Genomic DNA, 21,116 nt, shown 5'->3' with positions numbered 1-21,116 from the left:
CCAGATCGCGGTTCAACCTGCCCGCCCGCTCGGCTAGGATGCGCGCAGGCAGGCGGCCAGCTCGGCGGCCATCACGAGCGAGGCGCCGGTGTCCCGATTCGACAGATACATGCTGTCGCAGCTGATGATGCTGTTCGGCTTCTTCGCGCTGGTGCTTGTGCTGGTCTACTGGGTCAACAGCGCCGTGCAGCTGTTCGACCAGCTCGTGGCCGACGGTCAGAACCTCTCGGTCTTCCTCGAATTGACCATGCTCACCCTGCCCTCGCTGATCCGTCTGGTGCTGCCGCTCGCGGCCTTTGCTGCCGCGCTTTACGTCACCAACCGGCTGAGCGCCGACAGCGAGCTCACGGTGATGCGGGCGACCGGGTTCTCGCCGTTCCGGCTGGCGCGGCCGGTGCTGGTCTTCGGCCTCGTGGCGGGTCTGCTGACCGGAGCGTTGACGGTGGTGATCGACCCGATAGCCCAAGCCCGGCTTGCCGCCCGGCAATCCGAGATCGCGCGCACCGCCACGGCGCGATTGTTGCAGGAGGGGCAGTTCATGTCGCCGATCTCGGGCATCACGCTCTATATCCGCGACATCACCTCCGAGGGCGAGCTGCGCGATCTTCTTATCTCCGACACCCGCAGCCCGGACGAAAGCATCACCTACACCGCCGCCAGCGCCTATCTCGTCGAGACTGCCGCGGCGCCGCAGCTGGTGATGATCGACGGGCTGGTGCAGGTGCTGCGTCGTGGCACCAACCGGTTGTCGACCACGCGGTTCGAGGACTTCGCCTATGATCTCGCCCCATTGACCCAAGGTGCTGGCGAGGGCCGCCTTCGCACGCAGCAGGTCTCCACGCTTGACCTGTTCTTTCCCACGCCCGAACTGCTCGCCGCCACCGACCGCAGCGCGGCCCGGCTCGCCAGCGAGGCGCATGACCGCATCGCGGCCGCGTTGCTGGCCACCGCGGCCCCGCTGATCGGCTTTGCCACGCTGCTCTTGGGCGGGTTCTCGCGCTTTGGCGTCTGGCGTCAGATCCTCGGCGCAATCGGGCTGATCATTGTCATACAGGCGCTCGAATCGGTCGCCACCTCGATGCTGCGCAGCAACCCGACGCAATGGTTGTTGATCTACCTGCCGGGGGCCGCGGCCTTCGCCATCGCATCGATCGAGCTGGTTCTGGCCGGGCGTCCGGCGCGGCGCGGCATCGGACGACGGCGGCGGGAGGAGCGTCTGGCATGATCCTGCACCGCTATTACGCCCGCCGCTATGTCGTGGCGTTCCTCGGCACGCTGGGCGCGTTCTTCACCATGCTGTTGATGCTCGATCTCGTCGATCAGGCGCGCCGCTACGGCGGCACCGCCAGCGCCGGCGATCTGGTGACGCTGAGCCTGCTCAACGTGCCGTCGGACCTCTACGAGATCCTGCCGCTGATCGTGATCATCTCCGGCATCGCGCTGTTTTTGGGCCTCGCGCGCTCCTCCGAACTGGTGGTGACGCGCGCGGCGGGTCGCTCGGCGCTCTCGGCGCTGACCGCGCCGGTTCTGATGACCGTGGTGATCGGCGTGACGACGGTCGCGTTGTTCAACCCGCTGGTGGCGGCAACGAACCGCGCCTACGAGGCCCGCACGGACATCCTGCGCGGCGAAAACCGGGTTATCGCGCTGTCGGACGACGGCCTTTGGCTGCGTCAGGGCGAAAGCGGAGCGCAGACGGTGATCCGCGCCGTGAGCAGCAACCTCGACGGCACCGTGCTGCGCGAGGCGAGCTTTCTGACCTACGATGCCTCGGGCAGCCCCCAAGAGAGGGTCGAGGCGAACCTCGCCGAGTTGCAAGCGGGCCACTGGCTGCTGCGCGGGGTCAAGCGATGGCCGCTTTCGGCCGAGAACCCCGAGACCCAAGCCGAGCGGCTGCCGCAGATGACGCTGGTCTCCTCGCTCACCGCCACCCAGATCCGCGACAGCTTCGGCGATCCGGCGGCGATCTCGGTCTGGAAGCTGCCGGGCTTCATCGAGAGGCTGAAAGCGGCGGGCTTCAGCGCCCGTCGCCATCAGGTGTTCCTGCAGACCGAGCTGGCGCAGCCCGCTTTTCTGACCGCGATGCTGCTGATCGGGGCGGGCTTTACCATGCGCCACCAGCGCGGCGGCCGCGTCGGCGTCATGGTCTTGGGTGCGATCTTGCTGAGTTTCGGCGTGTACTTCCTGCGCAACTTCGCGCAGATCCTTGGAGAGAACGGGCAGATCCCGCCCGCGCTCGCGGCCTGGGCCCCGCCCGTCGCGGCGATCCTGTCATCGCTTGGCCTGTTGCTTCACCTGGAGGACGGATGATCCGCCTGCTCTCGGCGCTTTTGTGTCTCCTGCCCGGCGTCGGCGCGGCGCAGGGCCTCGCCCAGCTCGTGGCCGACAGCGTCACCGTCACCGCGCAGGAGACGCTGGTGGCGCGCGGTCATGTCGAGGCCTTCTACGACGGCACCCGCCTCACCGCCTCCGAGATCGCCTATGACCGCGGCCTCGATCGGCTCACCGTCACCGGGCCGATCCTGATCACCACCCCCGACGGCGAGGTGTTCACCGCCGAAGCCGCCGCGATCGACCCCAAGCTCGAATCGGGGCTGCTGCGCGGCGCGCGGCTGGTGCTCGACCGCCAGCTTCAGATTGCCGCTTCGCGCATCGACCGCACCGACAGCGGACTTACCGCGCTGACCCGCACCGCCGCCACCTCGTGCCAGGTCTGCGGCGACAACCCTCCTTTGTGGGAAATCCGCGCCGACCGGGTGGTGCATGACGAGGTGGAGCAGCAGCTCTATTTCGACAATGCGACGTTCCGCATTCGCGGCGTGCCGGTGATCTGGCTGCCCCGGATGCGCCTGCCCGACCCGACGCTGGAGCGCGCCTCGGGGCTTCTGGTGCCGCAGCTGTTCTCCTCCGACGCGCTCGGGTTTGGGCTGAAGTTGCCCTATTTCGTGCGGCTCGGCGGCCGCCGCGACCTCACGGTGACGCCGTGGATCGCCACCAAGGCGCGCAACCTCGAACTGGGCTATCGTCAGGCCTGGCGCAGCGGCTGGGTCAAGCTCGACACGCATCTGGCCGAGGACGACGCAACCGAGGGTCTGCGCTACGCCATTCTGGGCGAAGGCGCATTTTCCCTGCCGCGCGACGTGCGTCTCGAATTCGATCTCGAGGCGGTCTCGGACGCGGCCTTCCTGCTTGATTACGACCTGTCGGACGCCGACCGTCTCGACAGCCGCCTGCGCGCCTACCGGCTGCAGGACGGCGGCTATGCGCTGGGGCAGATCACCTATTACGAAAGCCTGCGCGACGGCGAATCCAGCACCTCGCTGCCGCCGCTGGTGGCGCGGCTCGAACGCGAGACGGTGCTGCGTCCCGGCCCCTTCGGCGGCCAGCTGACGCTGCGCGCGGATGCCGATGCGCTGTGGCGCGACGGCCCGACGCCGCCCGAGGCCCGCGACGTGGTGCGCGCGGGGATCTCTGCCGGCTGGCGGCAGGACAGGCTCATCGGCCCCGGGCTGATCCTCGGCACCGAGCTGCAAAGCCGCGTCGACGCCTATGTGGTCACCGACGACCCCGCGCGCGATACGCTGTCGCCGCGCGCCTGGGAGGCCGCGGGCGTGACGCTGCGCTGGCCACTGATCCGCCACGAAGCGGGCAGCGACGCCACGCAGGTGATCGAACCCGTGGCGAGCCTGTCCTATGCGACGCAACAGGGCACGGCCCCCGCCAACGAGGATTCGCGCCTGCCCGAGTTCGGCTCGACCAGCCTGCACACGCTTGATCGGCTGCCCGGCGAGGATCTGCAGGAAACCGGGTTCAGCGCCGGGCTCGGCCTGCGCTGGAGCCGCACCACGACCGACGGGCGCACCCTGTCGGTGCTGGCGGGCCAGCTTCTGCGCGATGACGAGCTCGAAGATCTGGCCGAGGGCGCGGGGCTTGGGCAGACGCGCTCGGACTGGCTCGTGTCGGCACGTGCCGATCTCGGAGAGGATCTCGGCTTCAACGCCTATGCGACCTTCGACAATCAGCTGGATGTCTCGAGCGCCGAGGCCCGGCTTGGCCTCGATCGCGGCGGCCTCGACCTCTCGGCGGCCTATCTGTGGCTGCAGGCCGAAACCGGCAGCACCGATCTGGAAGCGATCAGCGAGGTCTCGTTCGACGCGGCGCTGGATCTCGGCCCGCGCTGGAGCCTTGTGGCGCAGGCCCGCTATGACATCGCCGCCGACGCGCCGGTGCGCGCCCAGATCGGCGCCGGCTGGCACAACGAATGTGTCACGGTGGACCTTTCCGCATCGCGCCGCTACACCGATACCGATGACGTGGACCCCTCCACGAGCTTCGGGCTTTCGGTCAATCTGAACGGCTTTTCCGCCGCTCGGCAGGCCGTGCCCGCGGCGCGGGATTGCGAGGGATGAGACCTGACGATCTGACGAGGATGGGAGCCGGAATGCGGGCTTTGGATTTCGTGGGGGCGGCGGCATTGGCCATCGCTCTGGCCGCGCCGATGGGCGCCGTGGCGCAGGGGCTGTTCGCACCCGCCATCACCGTGAACGGCAGCGCCGTCACCAATTACGAGCTGGACCAGCGCGTCAAGCTGCTCGCGGCCTTCAACACGCCCGGCGATCCCGCCGCGCTGGCGCGCGAGCAGCTGGTCGAGGACAAGCTCAAGCTGCAGGAGCTCGCCCGCGCCGGAATGGAGCTGACCGACGAGGGGCTCGCCACGGCGATGGAGGAGTTCGCGCAGCGCACCAACCTGTCGCTCGACGCCTTCGTGGCAAGTCTGGCGAGCCAGGGCGTCGCCCGCGAAACGCTGCGCGACTTCGTGAAGGTCAACACCTCGTGGCGCGACTACATCCGTCGCCGCTACAACTCCGGCATCGAGGTCTCCGAGGCCGAGATCGACGCGGCGTTGGCGCAGACCGGCGGGCCGGAATCGGTCGAGCTTCTGCTCAACGAGATCATCATCGCCGCGCCGCCGCCGCGCGCGCAGGCCGCGCTGGCCCGCGCCGAGGCAATCTCCAAGCTGCGCTCCACCGCCGCCTTCGAGGCCGAGGCGCGCGAGGTTTCGGCGCTGCCGTCGCGCACGCAGGGCGGGCGTCTCGATTGGGTGCCGCTCACCAACTATCCCGCCGGGCTGCACGGGCTGCTGCTGTCGCTCGAACCGGGCGAGGTGACGCCGCCGATCCCGATCCAGAACGGCGTCGCCCTGTTCCAGCTGCGCGACATTCGCGAAGCGCCGCAGGCCCCCGCCGCGATCGCCGAGATCGACTATGCCCAGTTCGCCATTCCGGGCGCAGGCACGGCCGAAGCGCTGGCCGAGGCCGCGCGCGTTGCCGCCCTGACCGACACCTGCGACGATCTGTACGGCGTCGCCAAGGGCCTGCCCGCCGAACGCCTCGTGCGCCAAAGCGTCGCCCCTTCGGCCGTACCGCAGGATCTGGGGCTCGAACTGGCACGGCTCGACCGCAACGAAGCGTCGTGGAACCTCTCCAACAACGGCACGCTGCTCTTCACCATGCTATGTGCCCGCACCCCGGCCGCGGCGGTGGCCGATGCCGACAGGGAGGCCGCACGCAACCAGATCACCGGGCGCAAGCTGACCGCGCGCGCCGACATCCTGCTCGCCGAGCTGCGCGCACAGGCGCGCATCGCGCCGTGACCCCCATCGCGATCTCCTGTGGCGAGCCTGCGGGCATCGGCCCCGAGATCGCGGCCCGCGCTTGGGAAAGCCTGCGCGGCGAGATCCCGCTTCTCTGGCTGGGCGATCCGCGCCACCTGCCCGGCTTCGTGCCATGGCAGGCGGTGACGGACCCCGCCGAGGCCGAAGCCATCTCGGCCGAGGCATTGCCGGTGCTGTCGCGCGACTTCGGGCCGCCTGCGGTGCCTGGCCAGCCGAACCCGGCCCATGCGCAGGGTGTGATCGACGCGATCCGCGACGGCGTGGGTCTGGTGAAGAGCGGCGACTGCGCGGCGCTGTGTACCGCGCCCATCCACAAGGCGGCGCTGATCGACGGGGCGAAATTCGCCTATCCCGGCCATACCGAATATCTCGCGGCGCTGGCGGGCGTCGAGGATGTAGTGATGATGCTCGCCTGCGAGGCGCTGCGCGTGGTGCCCGCGACGATCCATGTGCCGCTGGCCGAGGTGCCCGCCCGCCTCACGCCCGAACTGCTCGAGGCCACCATCCGCATCACCCACGCGGCGCTGATCCGCGATTTCGGCCTCGCCGCGCCGCGCCTTGCCATCGCCGGGCTGAACCCGCATGCGGGCGAGGACGGCAAGATGGGCGGCGAAGAGATCGCCATGATCACGCCGCTCCTCGACCGGCTGCGGGCCGAAGGGTTCGACCTCGTGGGGCCGATGTCGGCCGATACCATGTTCCATGCGGCGGCGCGAACCGGCTATGATGCCGCGATCTGCATGTATCACGATCAGGCGCTGATCCCGATCAAGACCATCGATTTCTCGGGCGGCGTCAACGTCACGCTTGGCCTGCCGTTCATCCGCACCTCGCCCGACCACGGCACCGCCTTCGGCATCGCGGGCAAGGGGCTGGCCGATCCGTCGTCGATGATTGCCGCGATCCGCATGGCGGCACGCATGGCCACGGCCCGCGAAGCGCGCTAAACCGTTTGCGCGATGCGCGCCCTGACCCGCGCGCCATGAGTATTTTCAGAGCAAAGTAGGACACGCCAATGGCCGCCATCGACGATCTGCCGCCACTGCGCGAGGTCATCGCCACCCATGGGCTGCAGGCCAAGAAGGCGCTGGGGCAGAACTTCCTTCTCGATCTCAACCTCACCGCGCGCATCGCGCGGGCGGCGGGCGATCTGGCGGGCTCCGACATCCTGGAAATCGGGCCCGGACCGGGCGGGCTGACGCGCGGGCTTCTGGCCGAGGGTGCGCGCCGCGTGCTCGCCATCGAGAAGGACCCGCGCTGCATGCCCGCGTTGGGCGAGATCGCCGCGCGCTATCCGGGACGGCTGCAGCTCATCGAGGGCGACGCGCTCAAGGTCGATCCGCTGGAGCATCTGACGCCGCCCATCCGCGTCGCGGCGAACCTGCCCTACAACGTCGGTACCGAGCTTCTGGTGCGCTGGCTGACGCCACCCGAATGGCCGCCGTTCTGGGAAAGCCTGACGCTGATGTTCCAGCGCGAAGTGGCCGAGCGGATCGTCGCTGTGCCGGGCTCCAAGGCCTACGGGCGCCTCGCCATCCTCGCGCAGTGGCGCGCGAGCGCCCGCATCGTGCTCGACCTGCCGCCGCAGGCCTTCGTGCCCGCCCCCAAGGTGTCCTCGGCCGTCGTCCACCTCACCGCCTTGCCCGAGCCGCGCTTTCCCGCCGATCCAGCGGTGCTGAGCCGCGTCGTCGCGGCGGGCTTCAACCAGCGCCGCAAGATGCTGCGCGCCTCGCTCAAGGGCGTGGCACCGGGGATCGAGGACCACCTCGCCGCCGCGGGCATTCCGCCCACCGAACGAGCCGAGCAGATCGGGCTCGAGGCATGGTGCGCGCTGGCCCGGTCGGTCGAAGCGGCCAGATAGCAAAAGGGCGGCATCGAATGGTGCCGCCCTTTTCAGGTCAAACCCTGTGATCGCTTATTCGGCGGCCTCGGCCGATCCGGTGGCCGATCCCGTGGCCGATCCCGTGGCCGATCCGGCATCGGCCGGCTTTTCAGCGCGCGGCTTGCGGGCACGCGGCGCGGGCTTTTCGCCCTCGGGCGTGTCGCGCTTCACGCGCGGCTTGCGGGTCCGCTTGGGCTTGTCGGCTTCGGGCTGCGCCTCGGCCGGCTGCGCGGGGATCTCGCGGGCGGTGTCGCGGTTCTCCGGCGTATCAACCAGATCGCTTTCGGGGGCGTCCTGGCGTGTCTCGCGCGGCGGCTGGGCGTCGCGCTGGGCATCCCGCTGCGTGTCGCGCTGGGCGTCGCGCTGGGCATCCCGCTGCGTGTCGCGCTGGGGCTCGGACTGCGGCTGCACCGCCTCCTCTTGCGCCCGTAGACGCGCGGCCCGTTCACGATCGCGCTCGGCCTGACGATCCCGCTCGGCCTGACGCTCGCGGTTCTGGGCCTCGACCTCGTCGCGCTTGGCGTCGATTTCCTTTTGCGCCTCGGCCAGCATCCGCAGGTAATGCTCGGCGTGCTGGGCAAAGTTCTCGGCGGCGACGCGGTCGCCCGACAGCTGCGCATCACGGTGCAGCTGCGTGTACTTCTCGATGATCTGCTGCGGCGTTCCGCGCACCTTGCCGTCCGGGCCCGAGCTGTCGAACACGCGGTTGACGATGTTGCCACCCGTGGGACGGTTGTTGTTGCGGTTCTTGTTGCCGCGCGAGCGTGACTTCGATGATCTCATGTGATTCTTCGGTTCCGGCCTGGCTCAGGCGTTGCGCTTGTGCCCCGGTCTGCGCGCGCGATGCGCGCTGCTGCGACGAGGGGGCCTGCGATGATCTGGCAGCGTGTCGGGGCGGGAGGGCGCGCACGCCTTCCTCCGTCCGATGCCAAGGACTAACCATGCGCGTGGCCTCCGGGCAAGCAGAAACTGTGAAAAACGCCACGGAAGTGGGTTTTTCCGTCCCTAAAAGCCCGACTGCGGCAACCCCAGCACGATCACTCGGTCGCGCCCGTCGAGATCGGGGATCAGGGCGATCGGCGCGAAACCACGCGCCACGGCCAGCGTGCCGACGGCTTCGGCCTGCCCCGCGCCAAGCTCCATCACCAGCCGCCCGCCGGGGGCCAGCACATCGGTCGCCCCGTCGAGGATCGCGCGGTAGCACGACAAACCGTCTGCCCCGTCGGTAAGCGCGCCTGCGGGCTCCCAGTCGCGCACCTCAGGGGCAAGATCGGCCATCTCGGATCGTGCGATATAGGGCGGGTTCGACACCACGAGGTCAAACACCCCTTCGACGCGGCTCATCCAGTCCGAAACCGAGATATGCACCCGATCATCCAGTCCCAGCGCATGGGCATTCTCACGCGCCACGGCGCAGGCGGCTTCGGAGACGTCGACACCGATACCGCGGGCATCCGGCATTTCCGCGAGCAAGGTCAGCAGGATGCAGCCCGAGCCCACGCCAAGGTCGAGCACATGGCCAAAGGGTTCGGACAAGGCCGCCTCGATCAGCGTCTCGGTCTCGGGGCGCGGGTCGAGCACGTCGCGCGTCACCTTGAAGCGGCGGCCATAAAAGGCGCGGCTGCCGGTCAGATGCGACACCGGTTCGCGCGCCGCGCGCCGCTCGATAAGTGCTTCGAAGATCGCGAGTTTCTCGCCATCCACCGGCTCGGGCAGCACCAGCGTCAGACGTCCCGGCTCCACGCCGATGGTATGCGAAAACAACCGCCGCGCATCGCGCCCCGGATCGGGCACCCCCGCCTCGGCCAGGCGGCGCGTCGCCGCGACCAGCGCCGCCGCACCGGTGAGAGGGCCGGAGGGCAGCGGGCTCATGCTTCCATCTCCGCCAGAAGGGCCGCTTGCGCCTCCGCCGTCAGCGCCTCGACGATCTCGTCGAGATCGCCGCCCATCACCGCGTCGAGCCGGTAGAGCGTGAGGTTGATGCGATGGTCGGTCATGCGGCCCTGCGGGAAATTATAGGTGCGAATGCGCTCGGAGCGGTCGCCGGAGCCCACCTGCGCGCGGCGGTCGGCCGAACGCGCGCCGTCGATGCGCATCCGCTCGGCGTCGAAAAGCCGCGAGCGCAGCACATCCATGGCCAGCTCGCGGTTGCGATGCTGCGACTTCTGGCTCGAGGTCACGACGATGCCCGAAGGAATATGCGTAATCCGCACCGCCGAGTCGGTGGTGTTCACGTGCTGACCGCCAGCACCGCTAGCGCGCATCGTGTCGATGCGGATGTCATTGGGATCGATCTTCACGTCGACTGCCTCGGCCTCGGGCAGAACCGCGACGGTGGCGGCAGAGGTATGGATACGCCCGCCGCTCTCGGTCTCGGGCACGCGCTGCACACGGTGCACGCCGCTTTCATATTTCAACCGGGCAAAGACACCCTCGCCCTCGACCCGCGCCACGACCTCCTTGATGCCGCCAAGTTCGGTCGCCTGCTCCTCGATGATCTCGAACCGCCAGCCGCGCGCGTCGGCATAGCGCTGGTACATGCGCAGCAGATCGGCGGCAAAGAGCGCCGCCTCATCGCCGCCGGTGCCGGGCCGGATCTCGATCATCGCGGGGCGCGCGTCGGCGGCGTCGCGAGGCAACAGCGCAAGGCGCAGCGCTGTCTCGGCGGCCTCCAGCTTGGCCTTCAGCCCCGGAAGCTCCTCCTCGGCGAGGTCGCGCATCTCGGGGTCTTTCAGCATCGCCTGCGCCTCGGCGATCTCGGCGGCGAGGCGCGCGTGCTCGGCGGCGGTTTCGACCACCGGCTTCAGCTCGGAATACTCGCGGCCCAGATCGGCGATCTCGGAGCCTGAGGCGCCGGACGACATCTTCGCCTCCAAAAACTGGAAGCGGGCGGTGATCTGGTCGATCTTGTCCTGTGCGATCATGGATCACCCATCCTTCATCACCTTTGACGCGTCAAGTGGAGGCTCAACGCACCTGCAAGTGCGTCTCGATCCGAGCGAGCCAATCCTCGACACGGGCGCGGTTCGCGCCGAAGTCGCTTTTGCCAAAACGGTTGCGCGCCCAGATCACGAGCGCGGCCCCGTCCTTATCGGGAATCGCCCTGACGCTGGTATAATCGGGAAAGCCGATCACCGTACTGCGACTGATATATGTGGCCTGTCCCTCGTCCGGGCCACCGGCAAGCAACTTGGTGCGCGGCGTGGCGCGCGCGACCTCGTCGAAGGCCGAGAGCAGCGCGTCAGGGTTCATGGCAAATACGGTCGGCTCCGCATTGGCCTTACCCGGACGCACGAGCCAGCCGCCCTCGTGCGGCGGCTTTGGCGCGCGGGTGACCTGCATCGGATCGACGTGCCACCGCGCGACATCCGACGGCGCGATGCGCACCCAAGCGAGCGGTGCGGTGGTGGCAATGAGGGCAGTCGTTGCCAGAATACTCATGATCTTCAATGTCCTGTCGTCCGTTTGTAAGGTTCGGACGCGGTGCGGCCCGAGCCGATCTTCCGTGCCCGATCTAGCCCTGCGCAGGCTGCGCCCGCTCCACCAGCCGCGCAAAGAACGACGCGCCGTAAGGGGCGGTATCGTCGTTGAAATCATAGGCTGGGTGGTGCACGCCCGCCGTCTCGCCATTGCCGAGGAACAGGTAGGCACCGGGTCGGGCTTCGAGCATGAAGGAGAAATCCTCGGCCCCCATGGCGCGCGGGCTGTCGGGATCGCTCGCCAGACCGACTTCGCCTGCGACCTGCGCCGCAAAGCCCGCTTTCCCAGCGTCGTTTACCGTCGCCGGGTAGCCGAGGTTGTAGTCGAGATCGGCGCGCACGCTGTAGGCCATGGCCTGCCCCTCGCAGATCTCGCGCATCCGCCGCATCACCATCCCCTGCACGCCCTTGTCAAAGCTGCGCACAGTGCCGTTGATCCAGGCGGTTGCCGGGATCACGTTGTCGGCGCTACCGGTATGGATCTGCGTGACCGAGATCACGAGGTCCTGACGCGCGTCGTGGTTGCGGCTCACGATGGTCTGGATCGCGGTGACGATGCCGCAGGCGGCGACGACCGGGTCGGTTGCGTCCTGTGGCATGGCCCCGTGCCCACCCTTGCCGGTCACGGTGATGGTGAAATCATCGACCGCCGCCATGATCGGCCCTGGAGCCGTCCGAAAATGGCCGACGGGCAGCCCCGGCTCGTTGTGCAGCGCAAAGATCTGGCCGATGCCGAACCGGTCCATCAGGCCCTCTTCGACCATCACACCGGCGCCGGCGCCGCCCTCTTCGGCGGGTTGGAAGATCAGCGCGACCGTGCCCGCGAAGTTGCGCGTCTCGGCGAGGTATTTCGCGGCACCCAGCAGCATCGTCGTGTGGCCGTCATGGCCACAGGCATGCATCGCGCCCTTGTTGCCCGAGGCATGCGGCAGGCCGGTTTCCTCATTCATCGGCAGCGCGTCCATGTCGGCGCGCAACCCGATCACCGGGCCGTCGCCCTGACCCCGGATCAGCGCCACGAGGCCCGAGGTCGCGATGCCCTCGTGGATCTCGTCGACGCCGAACTCGCGCAGCCGCGCGGCGATGAAGCCGGCCGTCTCGTGACAGTCAAAGCCGATCTCGGGCATGCTGTGCAGCTTGCGCCGCCATGCCGTCATCTCGGTGGCGAAATCGGCGATGCGGTTGACGACGGGCATGGCTGGCGCTCCGGGCTTTGAAATCCTAGCCTGCGGCTTGCCACCGACAGGAGCCTTTCGCAATGCCCCAGACCTCGCCCGAGATCCTCCAGACCGACCGAGACGCCGCCCATGAGGTGGCCCGGCTCTCTGCCATCATGCGGGCGCTGCGCGACCCCGAAAGCGGCTGCCCTTGGGACATCGAGCAGGATTTCGCCTCGATCGCCCCCTACACGATCGAAGAAGCCTATGAGGTGGCCGATGCCATCGCACGCGAGGATTGGCCCGAGCTGCGCGGCGAGTTGGGCGACCTGCTACTGCAATCGGTCTACCACGCGCAGATGGCCAGCGAGGCCGGGCACTTCGACCTTGCCGCCGTGGCGCGGGCGATCTCGGACAAGATGATCGCGCGTCACCCGCATGTGTTCGGCGAGGAAAGCCGCGATCGCACCGCCGAAGAACAGACCCACGCGTGGGAAGCGATCAAGGCCGCCGAGCGCGCGGGCAAGGCGGAGACCGGCGTGCTCGACGGCGTGGCCCTCGGCCTGCCGGCGCTGATGCGCGCGGCCAAGCTTCAGAAACGTGCCGCGCGGGTCGGCTTTGATTGGCCGCAGACGGCGCAGGTGCTCGATAAATTGGTCGAGGAGGCACACGAGTTGGTCGAGGCGCGCGACAGCCTCAGCCCCGATGAGGTCGAGGCCGAAATGGGCGACCTATTGTTCGTCATGGCCAATCTCTCGCGCCATCTTGGGGTCGACCCGGAGGTGGCGCTGCGTCGATCCAACGACAAGTTTACGCGGCGATTCAAATACATAGAGGGCGAACTTCACAAGCGCGGCAAGCGCCCGATCGAGAGCGACCTCGACGAAATGGACACGCTCTGGAATGAGGTTCGACGCGCCGAAAAAACTTCCAACTGAAAAACTCGGGTATTGACCCTAGCAAATCACTCGGGTTTAAGCGCCGCCAACAGAAACGCTGATTTGGAGCGCCACATGACCCTTCGCCCCGTCCTCACACTTGCCGCAGCCCTCGTGGGCACCACCGCCGTGGCCGACGTGAACGTCTACACCACGCGTCAGCCCGAGCTGATCCAGCCGGTGGTCGATGCCTTCACCGCCGACACCGGCATCGCCGTGAACCTCGCCTTCGTCGAGGACGGGCTGGTCGAGCGGCTCGAGGCCGAGGGCAAGCGCTCGCCCGCCGATCTGGTGATGACGGTCGACATCGCCAACCTGCGCCAGATCGTCGACGCGGGCGTGACCCAGCCCGTCGAGAGCGAGGTGCTCACCGAGGCCGTTCCCGCCAATCTGCGCGGCGAGAACAACGACTGGTTCGCCCTGACCACCCGCGCCCGCATTGTGTATGCCAGCAAGGAACGCGTCGCCGACGGTGAGATCACCACCTACGAGGACCTCGCCTCGGACAAGTGGAAGGGCCGGATCTGCACCCGCTCGGGCCTGCACAACTACAACCTCGCGCTGGTCTCCGCCGTCATCGAGCACCACGGCGAAGAGTACGCCAAAGAGTGGGCCGAGGGCGTGAAGGCCAACCTCGCGCGCAAGCCCGAGGGCAACGACCGCGCGCAGGTCAAGGCAATCTGGGCCGGTGAGTGTGACATCTCGCTCGGCAACACCTACTACATGGGCCAGATGGTCGCCGACCCCGAGCAGACTGAATGGGCCGACTCCGTGCGCATCGTCTTCCCGACCTTCGAAGCCGGCGGCACGCATGTGAACGTCTCCGGCGTTGCCCTGACCCAAGCCGCGCCGAACCGCGACGAAGCGATCCAGTTCATGGAATTCCTCGTCTCCCCCGAGGCGCAGGGCGTCTACGCCGAGGCCAACAACGAATACCCCGTCCTGAACGGTGTCGCGCCCTCTGAACTGGTGGCGAGCTGGGGTGAGTTCACCGCCGACGAGACCGACCTTCCGACCATCGCCGACCACCGCCCGGCGGCGCTGCGGATCATGGAAGAAGTGAACTTCGACGGCTGATCGGCCCAAGCGAACAAAAAGCCCGCCTTCGTTCCGAAGGCGGGCTTTTTACGTTTTGTCATATAGTCTTGAAGATCAGGCGCCCGCCTTCTCCTCCAGCTCCAGCCACTCTGTTTCTGCCGCCTCGAGCGCTGTCTGACGCTCAGCCATTGCCTCGGTCGCCTTGCGGAATTTCACCGGCTCGCGGGTGAAAAGCTGCGGATCGGCGAGCAGTTGCTCGAGCTTGGCGATCTCCTGACCCAGCCGCTCGATCACACCGGGCAGCTCTTCGAGCCGGTGCTTTTCGGTGAAGCTGAGGCTCGGCTTGGCGGCCTCGGCCTTCGGCTTCGGCGCACTGGGCGCGGGCGCGCTGCCGCGCGGTGCGGGCGCGTGGGTCACAGGTTCGGCGCTGTTGGAGAATTTGCGCTGGCTTTGATAATCGCTCCAGCCACCCGCATAAAGCACCGCCTGCCCATCGCCCTCCATGGCGATGGTCGTGCTCGCCACCCGGTCGAGGAAGTCGCGGTCGTGACTGACCATAAGCACGGTGCCGTCGTAATCCCCGAGCAGGTCTTGCAACAGGTCCAGCGTCTCGATGTCGAGGTCGTTGGTCGGTTCATCGAGCACCAGCACGTTCGAGGTCTGCGCCATGATCCGCGCCAGCAGGAGCCGCGCCTTTTCGCCACCCGAGAGCGACTTGACCGGCGCGCGAGCCTGTCCTTCGTCGAAGAGGAAGTCCTTGAGATAGCCGATCACGTGGCGCGGCGTGCCGCGCACCATGACCTGATCCGAACTGCCCGACACCGCCATCAGCGGGTCGTTGGTCAGGCTGTCCCAGAGCGTCGCCTCGGGATCGAGCCGGGCACGGGCCTGATCAAACACCGCGATCTCGAGATTGGTGCCGTGCTTGATGCGGCCATTGTCCGGTTCAACTTCGTCAAGCAACATCTTGATAAGCGTCGTTTTTCCAACACCATTTGGGCCGACGAAGGCGATCCGGTCGCCGCGCATGACGGTAAGGTCAAAGCCGCTCACGATGCGCTTGCCCGCGTATTCCTTGGACAGGTCGAAGGCTTCGATGACCTTCTTGCCCGATGTCGGCCCTTCGCCGAGCGCCATGGCCGCCGTGCCCTGACGACGGATCTGGCCCGCGCGTTCGGAGCGCAGCTCCTGCAACGCACGCACCCGGCCCTGGTTGCGCTTGCGCCGCGCCGAGATCCCCTCGACCGCCCAGCGACCCTCGGACTTGATCTTGCGATCAAGCTTGTGGCGCGCCATGTCCTCGTCTTCCCAGGTCTTGTCGCGCCAGGCCTCGAAACCCTCGAAACCCGTCTCCTGCCGCCGCACCGTGCCACGGTCGATCCACTGCGTCGCACGGGTCAGCGCCTTGAGAAACGCGCGGTCGTGGCTGATCAGAACGAAGGCGGCGCGGGTCTGCTTCAACTCCGCTTCCAGCCAAGCGATCGCCTCGATGTCGAGGTGGTTGGTCGGCTCGTCGAGCAGCATCAATTCGGGCGCCTCGGCCATCAGCCGGGCCAATGCGGCGCGCCGACGCTCACCGCCCGAGGCGGTGGCCGGATCGCGCTCGGGGTCGAACTTGAGCCCTTCGGCAGCCACGGCGAGCTTGTATTCCTCGCCGATGTCGAGGTTCTGCGCGGCCCAGTCGCCCAAGGTGGCAAAGCCCGCGAAATCGGGGTCCTGCTCCATATAGCCGACCGTGGTCGCCGGCGGGACGGCGCGGATGCCCCGATCGGGCTCCACGAGGCCCGCCATCACCTTCATCAAGGTGGACTTGCCAGAACCATTGCGGCCCACGAGGGCGACGCGGTCGCCCTGTTGAACCGCGAGAGACAACCCGTCGAAGACGGGGTCGCCGCCAAAGGTGAGGGAAATGTCGGTGAGCTGAAGAAGGGGTGCACGTGCCATGCCCGCCAGCTAGAGGGCGGCGCGCGGCTTATCAAGGGCCAAAGGCGAGCGCGCGCAGCGCCCGGGCCCGGCCCGGCGGGATCGCGGCGAGATCGACCATGCACAGCACATGCAGCGTGTTCATGCGGCGGTCGATCACTGCATGGTCGCTCACCACGCCGCCCATGCCGAGATAGCTGCGCAGCAGGGGCGGCAGCCCGGCGCGGGCGGCGCGCGGATCGGTCATCGGCCCGGCAAGTCCGCGCGTCTCCGCCGCTCGCCGATCCGGCCTTAGCCCCGCAGGCGCAAGGTGATGCGCGCCCAGCCATGCGAGTGAAGGGCCATGCGGTTCAGAGTCCGTGCCGGGAAACGAGGCACAGCCGAAGAGCAGCGTCGCGCGCGCCTCGACCACCAGCCGCGTCAGCACCGCGATGGCGAGGCGCAGCGCCTCGCCGTCGCGCGCCTCTGGCGCGGTGCAGAACCGGCCGATCTCCATCAGCCGCCCCGGCCATTCTGCAAGGGACGCGAGGTCATAGGCCTCGGCGCTGGCCGCGCCCGAAACCGCGCCCGGCTCGAACACGCGCCAGCGAAACGAGCAGAGCGCCCGGCCCGCCGCATCCTCGATCAGAACGTGGCTGCACAAGGCGTCAAACTCGTCGGCATCGGCCTTGGCCCCACCCAGTGTCACGAAACAGCGTTCGCGCAGCGCCATGGCCCGCTCCCGCGCGTCGCCCAAAGCCTCTCGCGCTACCATGCGCCCCCGCGCCAGGATCACGCTCATGCCGGCCCCCGCTGGCAACTCGGGCCGGGCTGACTACATAGGGAGACGAGATCACGGAGGACCTGATGGACAAGATCGACAAGACCGACGAGCAATGGCGGGCAGAGCTGTCCGACCTCGAATACAAGGTGATGCGCAAGCACGGGACCGAGCGCGCCTTCAGCCACGACGATTTCCCCAAGACGCCCGGCACCTTTACGTGCAAGGGCTGCGGCAGACCGCTGTTCGAGTCCCGGACCAAATTCGACAGTGGCACCGGCTGGCCCAGCTTCTATGCGCCGCTGACGCCCGAGGCGGTCGAGGAGCAGGTGGATCGCAGCTTCTTCATGAAGCGCACGGAGGTGCATTGCGCCGCCTGCGAATCGCATTTGGGCCACGTGTTCCCCGACGGCCCCGCGCCCACCGGCCTGCGCTATTGCATGAACGGCGTGGCGCTGGAGTTCAAACCGGCAACCTCGGACGAGACCGCGGCCTGAGCCCCGGCTCATTCGTCGTTGATCAGCGCGCTCGGGTCGAAGTTGCCCGCCGCCCCCGCCAGTTGCCGCAGGAACGTGCCGCTTTCGACGCTGTCCTCGGTGACCCGGCGGGTCAGCGGCACGATGCGCCCGTCGCTCAGATCGAAGCGTTCCACGTTCGACACGCCGCCCGCTGGCGAAAAGCTGATCGCCACGACCTCGCGGGTCACCTCTTCGGGGGCCAAAAAGCCGTAATGGCGAAACACCGAACGCACGTAATAGACGTCGTTGTCGCCAAGCGCGCCCGCGGTGGTTGGCTCACCGGCCTTCTCGATCACGGCGTCGCGGCTTTCGCCGAGCGATATCGTCTCGAGAACCGCATCGCCCGGCACGTAGCCGTGGTAGCGTTCGGTCGGGCTACAGGCCACGAGCCCCGCAAGCCCCACGAGGGCTGCGCCGCGGCGAATGCCGCGGCCGATCTTGTCACGGCCGGTATCCATGCCCATCTGCGCCTGCCCCTGCTCTTGCCTCAAGCCTTTGCGGCTTCTAAAGCCGCTTACAACAATGCCATGCATATCTTCAAGGAAGGAAGCGGACCATGCCCGAGGCGACCCCCCTGCCGCGACACGTGATCCGCCTCGGTGACCTGTCGCAACGCCGCGACACCGAGACGTCGATCGAGCCCGATGCGCCTGCCCGCGCCGCCATCGCGGCCAAGCTGGACATCCGCGGCATCCGCAAGCTGCGGTTTCGCGCGGTGCTGACCCCCGAAGACAGCCGCGGCTGGCGGCTCGAGGCCGATCTCGGCGCGACCGTGGTGCAGGACTGCGTGGTGACGCTCGAGCCGGTGGTGACGCGGATCGACGAAAAGGTGACCCGCCGCTATCTCGCCGACGTGACCGAACCCGAGGCCGCCGAGGTCGAGATGTCGGGCGACGACACGATCGAGCCTCTGCCATCGGCGCTCGATATCGCCGCGGTGATGATCGAGGCGCTGGCGCTGGCCCTGCCCGACTATCCGCGCGCCGAGGGTGCGGGCACGGGCGACCTGTCTGTGGCCGAGCCGGGGGCGGAGCCGCTCACCGATGAGGACGTGAAGCCCTTTGCCGGGCTGAAGGGATTGCGCGACCGTCTGAAAGGGGACGAAGACACCGCCGATTGATACGTTTCTCTTGCTTTCCGCCGCGACCGCAGTATTTTCGCGGCCTCTTTCCATTCCACGGCTCGACAGTCCGGTTCTTATCGCCTAAGAGCGGCCGGACGTCGCGGGATGGATCCCCTGACCGGGGCCATGTGCCCACCCGCCAGCCGGGCCGGAAACACTTTCCGCGCCCACTTAGACTAGAGCCAGATTCCTTCGAGGTTGTGACATGGCCGTTCCGCAGAACAAGATCTCCAAGTCGCGCCGCAACCAGCGTCGGGCCCACGACGGCCTGACCGGCGCGAACCCCAACGAATGCACCAACTGTGGGGAGCTCAAGCGCCCCCATCACGTCTGCCCGTCCTGTGGCAGCTATGCCGATCGCGAAGTGATCGCGCAGGCCGCCGAGACCGAGCTGGACGACGACGCGGCGTAAGCCCGTCGCCGGGCTTTGGCGCGGGACGGGTTTCGACCCGGACCGCGCCGCCCCTCGGGGCACCGCCCGAAAGTCTGCCGCATCGACACCGGCGCGCGCCTGAAATGACCGCGCCCAGAGCATCGGGGCCGCGATGACGGGCTTGTCCCAAGACCGATCCATCACGCTATCCGTCGACGCCATGGGCGGCGATCAGGGTCCGGCTGTCGTGGCCGCTGGCGTGACCAAATTCCTTTCCTCCGACCCCGCCGCGCAGGTTCTCCTGCACGGTCAGCGCGAGATCCTCGAGCCGCTTTTCAAGGGCTCGGACGTCGCCTCGCGGGTCGAGATCGTCCATGCCACCGACGTGGTGGCGATGACCGACAAACCCAGCAACGTGATGCGCAGCGGCAAGGCCACCTCGATGTGGTCCTCGGTCGAGGCCCTGCGCGACCGCCGGGCGAGCGTCTGCGTGAGCTGCGGCAACACCGGCGCGCTGATGGCCATCTCGATGATCCGGCTGCGCAAGGCCGAGGGCGTCAACCGCCCTGCCATCGCCTGTCTCTGGCCCTCGCGCAATCCGCAGGGGTTCAACGTCATGCTCGACGTCGGCGCCGATATCCGCGCCGATCAGGACGATCTTCTCGCCTATGCGATGATGGGTGCCTCCTACGCACGCAATGGCCTGGGGCTGACGCGGCCGCGCATCGGCCTGCTCAACGTCGGCACCGAAGAGCACAAGGGCCGCGCCGAGCTCAAGGTTGCCTCTGACATGATCGCCTCGGCTGCCGACAAGGGCGACTTCGAATACGTCGGCTTTGTCGAGGGTGGCGATATTCCGTCGGCCCGCGTCGACGTGATCGTCACCGACGGCTTTACCGGCAACGTTGCGCTCAAGACCGGCGAAGGCACCGCCACGCTGATCTCGGGTCTGCTGCGCGAGGCGTTCTTGTCCTCGGTCGCCTCCAAGGTCGCGGCGCTGCTCACGCGCGGTGCGATGGCGCGGCTCAAGACCCGGATCGACCCGCGACAGGTCAACGGCGGCGTGTTCCTCGGGCTCAATGGCCTCGTGGTCAAGAGCCACGGCTCGGCCGATGCCACCGGCGTCAGCGCGGCGCTGAGCCTTGCCGCGCGGCTCGCCCGCTCGGATTTCTCCGAACGTCTGGCGCACCGCATCGCCGGCGTATCGGCCCCGCATCAAGACGCTCCGAAGGAGATCAAGGCATGACCATTCGCGCGGTCGTCAAAGGTGTCGGGCACTACCTCCCCGAACGGGTGATGCAGAACTCCGAGTTCGAGAGCTTCGTCGACACGTCCGACGAATGGATCCGCTCGCGGTCGGGCATCGAGCGGCGCCACATCGCCGCCGAAGGGCAGTCGACCTCGGATCTCGCCACCCGCGCCGCCCGCGCGGCGCTGGACAATGCCGGGATCGAGGCCGACGAGATCGACGCGATCATCCTCGCCACCTCGACCCCCGACCTCACCTTCCCGTCGGCCGCGACCATGGTGCAGCGCGAACTGGGCATGACGCATGGCTTCGCCTTCGACGTCCAGGCGGTCTGCGCTGGCTTCGTCTACGCGCTTACCACCGCCAACGCGATGATCCTTACCGGTCAGGCCAAGCGCGTGCTGGTGATCGGGGCCGAGACCTTCAGCCGGATCATCGACTGGTCCGACCGCACCACCTGCGTGCTGTTCGGCGATGGCGCGGGCGCGCTGGTGCTCGAGGCCACGGAAGCCGAGGGCACCTCTGCCGATCGGGGCATCCTGTCGGCCGATCTCAACTCCGACGGGCGTCACCGTGAAATTCTCTATGTCGATGGCGGCGTCTCGACCGGCACCACCGGCCATCTTCGCATGGAGGGCCGCGAGGTGTTTCGCCATGCGGTCGAAAAGCTCGCCCAGACCGCGCATCTGTCGCTTGAGAAGGCGGGCCTCGGTGCGGATGACATCGACTGGGTCGTGCCGCATCAGGCCAATATCCGCATCATCCAGGCCACGGCCAAGAAGCTTGGGCTGTCCATGGACCGGGTCGTGGTGACGGTTCAGGATCACGGCAACACCTCGGCGGCCTCGATCCCGCTGGCACTGTCCGTCGGCTGCGCCCGGGGCCAGATCAAACCTGGCGATCTCGTGGTCACCGAGGCGATTGGCGGTGGGCTTGCCTGGGGGTCGCTGGTCCTGCGCTGGTGATCGGCATTCTGCTGCTGCAACAGTGTCATCCATCCAC

The 21,116-nt window shown here is 67.9% G+C and carries 21 protein-coding genes; 13 read left to right on the top strand and 8 right to left on the bottom strand.

The features are described from left to right. Positions 1-109: 109 nt before the first annotated feature. From lptF to rsmA, 6 genes are all read left to right on the top strand, one after another. On the top strand, positions 110-1,225 hold the full coding sequence (lptF, locus tag AADJ02_RS14010) for an LPS export ABC transporter permease LptF (protein ID WP_341213635.1): 1,116 nt from the start codon (positions 110-112) through the stop codon (positions 1,223-1,225). Then, on the top strand, positions 1,222-2,310 hold the full coding sequence (gene lptG, locus AADJ02_RS14005) for an LPS export ABC transporter permease LptG (RefSeq protein ID WP_341213634.1): 1,089 nt from the start codon (positions 1,222-1,224) through the stop codon (positions 2,308-2,310). Before lptF ends, lptG begins: the two co-directional genes overlap by 4 nt. Continuing rightward, positions 2,307-4,409: an LPS assembly protein LptD gene (lptD, locus tag AADJ02_RS14000; protein WP_341213633.1), complete on the top strand. Its 2,103-nt coding sequence runs from the start codon at positions 2,307-2,309 to the stop codon at positions 4,407-4,409. Before lptG ends, lptD begins: the two co-directional genes overlap by 4 nt. 32 nt (positions 4,410-4,441) lie before the next feature. Continuing rightward, the gene (locus tag AADJ02_RS13995; RefSeq protein WP_341213632.1) at positions 4,442-5,653 is read left to right on the top strand and encodes a peptidylprolyl isomerase; all 1,212 of its coding nucleotides are present in this window, start codon (positions 4,442-4,444) and stop codon (positions 5,651-5,653) included. Next, positions 5,650-6,621, top strand: coding sequence for a 4-hydroxythreonine-4-phosphate dehydrogenase PdxA (pdxA, locus tag AADJ02_RS13990; protein ID WP_341213631.1), 972 nt, complete (start codon positions 5,650-5,652; stop codon positions 6,619-6,621). The genes AADJ02_RS13995 and pdxA overlap by 4 nt, the downstream gene beginning before the upstream one ends. 68 nt (positions 6,622-6,689) lie before the next feature. After that, a complete protein-coding gene (gene rsmA, locus AADJ02_RS13985) occupies positions 6,690-7,535 on the top strand; it encodes a 16S rRNA (adenine(1518)-N(6)/adenine(1519)-N(6))-dimethyltransferase RsmA (RefSeq protein ID WP_341213630.1) in 846 nt (281 codons plus the stop codon). 54 nt (positions 7,536-7,589) lie between these two features. Here the strand turns inward: rsmA and AADJ02_RS13980 are convergent, their stop codons facing one another. The 5 genes from AADJ02_RS13980 to AADJ02_RS13960 all read right to left on the bottom strand — a co-directional run bounded on the left by AADJ02_RS13980 (position 7,590) and on the right by AADJ02_RS13960 (position 12,231). Next, positions 7,590-8,339 carry a DUF4167 domain-containing protein gene (locus tag AADJ02_RS13980; protein WP_341213629.1) on the bottom strand — a complete coding sequence of 250 codons (750 nt, stop codon included), beginning with the start codon at positions 8,337-8,339 and terminating at the stop codon, positions 7,590-7,592. A gap of 222 nt (positions 8,340-8,561) precedes the next feature. After that, positions 8,562-9,428: a peptide chain release factor N(5)-glutamine methyltransferase gene (prmC, locus tag AADJ02_RS13975; protein WP_341213628.1), complete on the bottom strand. Its 867-nt coding sequence runs from the start codon at positions 9,426-9,428 to the stop codon at positions 8,562-8,564. Beyond that, complete coding sequence (prfA, locus tag AADJ02_RS13970; RefSeq protein WP_341213627.1) at positions 9,425-10,480, bottom strand: peptide chain release factor 1; 1,056 nt, start codon at positions 10,478-10,480, stop codon at positions 9,425-9,427. Before prfA ends, prmC begins: the two co-directional genes overlap by 4 nt. 43 nt (positions 10,481-10,523) lie before the next feature. Continuing rightward, positions 10,524-10,997, bottom strand: a complete 474-nt coding sequence (locus tag AADJ02_RS13965) for a DUF1499 domain-containing protein (RefSeq protein ID WP_341213626.1) — start codon at positions 10,995-10,997, stop codon at positions 10,524-10,526. A 73-nt stretch (positions 10,998-11,070) separates the two neighbouring features. Then, positions 11,071-12,231: a M20 aminoacylase family protein gene (locus AADJ02_RS13960; protein ID WP_341213625.1), complete on the bottom strand. Its 1,161-nt coding sequence runs from the start codon at positions 12,229-12,231 to the stop codon at positions 11,071-11,073. A gap of 62 nt (positions 12,232-12,293) precedes the next feature. Between AADJ02_RS13960 and mazG the strand changes: the two genes are divergently transcribed. Together mazG and AADJ02_RS13950 are read left to right on the top strand one after the other, a co-directional pair. Then, positions 12,294-13,130 carry a nucleoside triphosphate pyrophosphohydrolase gene (mazG, locus tag AADJ02_RS13955; protein ID WP_341213624.1) on the top strand — a complete coding sequence of 279 codons (837 nt, stop codon included), beginning with the start codon at positions 12,294-12,296 and terminating at the stop codon, positions 13,128-13,130. Positions 13,131-13,205: 75 nt separating this feature from the next. After that, complete coding sequence (locus tag AADJ02_RS13950) at positions 13,206-14,207, top strand: Fe(3+) ABC transporter substrate-binding protein (RefSeq protein WP_341213623.1); 1,002 nt, start codon at positions 13,206-13,208, stop codon at positions 14,205-14,207. A 75-nt stretch (positions 14,208-14,282) separates the two neighbouring features. On the opposite strand, the gene AADJ02_RS13945 is transcribed toward AADJ02_RS13950, so the two are convergent. Together AADJ02_RS13945 and AADJ02_RS13940 are read right to left on the bottom strand one after the other, a co-directional pair. Further along, positions 14,283-16,112, bottom strand: coding sequence for an ATP-binding cassette domain-containing protein (locus AADJ02_RS13945; protein WP_341213622.1), 1,830 nt, complete (start codon positions 16,110-16,112; stop codon positions 14,283-14,285). A gap of 31 nt (positions 16,113-16,143) precedes the next feature. After that, positions 16,144-16,872 carry a GNAT family N-acyltransferase gene (locus AADJ02_RS13940; protein WP_341213621.1) on the bottom strand — a complete coding sequence of 243 codons (729 nt, stop codon included), beginning with the start codon at positions 16,870-16,872 and terminating at the stop codon, positions 16,144-16,146. Positions 16,873-16,937: 65 nt separating this feature from the next. Here AADJ02_RS13940 and msrB point away from each other — a divergent pair, with 65 nt between their 5' ends. After that, on the top strand, positions 16,938-17,348 hold the full coding sequence (gene msrB / locus AADJ02_RS13935) for a peptide-methionine (R)-S-oxide reductase MsrB (RefSeq protein WP_341213620.1): 411 nt from the start codon (positions 16,938-16,940) through the stop codon (positions 17,346-17,348). An 8-nt stretch (positions 17,349-17,356) separates the two neighbouring features. Here msrB and bamE read toward each other — a convergent pair whose 3' ends face one another. Further along, positions 17,357-17,860 (bottom strand): outer membrane protein assembly factor BamE, encoded by a 504-nt coding sequence (gene bamE, locus AADJ02_RS13930; protein WP_341213619.1) that lies wholly within the window; start codon positions 17,858-17,860, stop codon positions 17,357-17,359. A 65-nt stretch (positions 17,861-17,925) separates the two neighbouring features. Here bamE and AADJ02_RS13925 point away from each other — a divergent pair, with 65 nt between their 5' ends. The 4 genes from AADJ02_RS13925 to AADJ02_RS13910 all read left to right on the top strand — a co-directional run bounded on the left by AADJ02_RS13925 (position 17,926) and on the right by AADJ02_RS13910 (position 21,079). After that, positions 17,926-18,489: a DUF177 domain-containing protein gene (locus AADJ02_RS13925; RefSeq protein ID WP_341213618.1), complete on the top strand. Its 564-nt coding sequence runs from the start codon at positions 17,926-17,928 to the stop codon at positions 18,487-18,489. A 208-nt stretch (positions 18,490-18,697) separates the two neighbouring features. Beyond that, the gene (gene rpmF / locus AADJ02_RS13920) at positions 18,698-18,904 is read left to right on the top strand and encodes a 50S ribosomal protein L32 (RefSeq protein ID WP_021693001.1); all 207 of its coding nucleotides are present in this window, start codon (positions 18,698-18,700) and stop codon (positions 18,902-18,904) included. Positions 18,905-19,037: 133 nt separating this feature from the next. After that, positions 19,038-20,111, top strand: coding sequence for a phosphate acyltransferase PlsX (gene plsX / locus AADJ02_RS13915; RefSeq protein ID WP_341213617.1), 1,074 nt, complete (start codon positions 19,038-19,040; stop codon positions 20,109-20,111). After that, the gene (locus tag AADJ02_RS13910) at positions 20,108-21,079 is read left to right on the top strand and encodes a beta-ketoacyl-ACP synthase III (protein WP_341213616.1); all 972 of its coding nucleotides are present in this window, start codon (positions 20,108-20,110) and stop codon (positions 21,077-21,079) included. The genes plsX and AADJ02_RS13910 overlap by 4 nt, the downstream gene beginning before the upstream one ends. Positions 21,080-21,116 lie beyond the last annotated feature (37 nt).

Source organism: uncultured Limimaricola sp., from assembly GCF_964022235.1.
GTDB lineage: Bacteria > Pseudomonadota > Alphaproteobacteria > Rhodobacterales > Rhodobacteraceae > Limimaricola.
The sequence above is the reverse complement of the archived record's forward strand: the minus strand, read 5'-3'. Positions and strand labels throughout refer to the sequence as shown.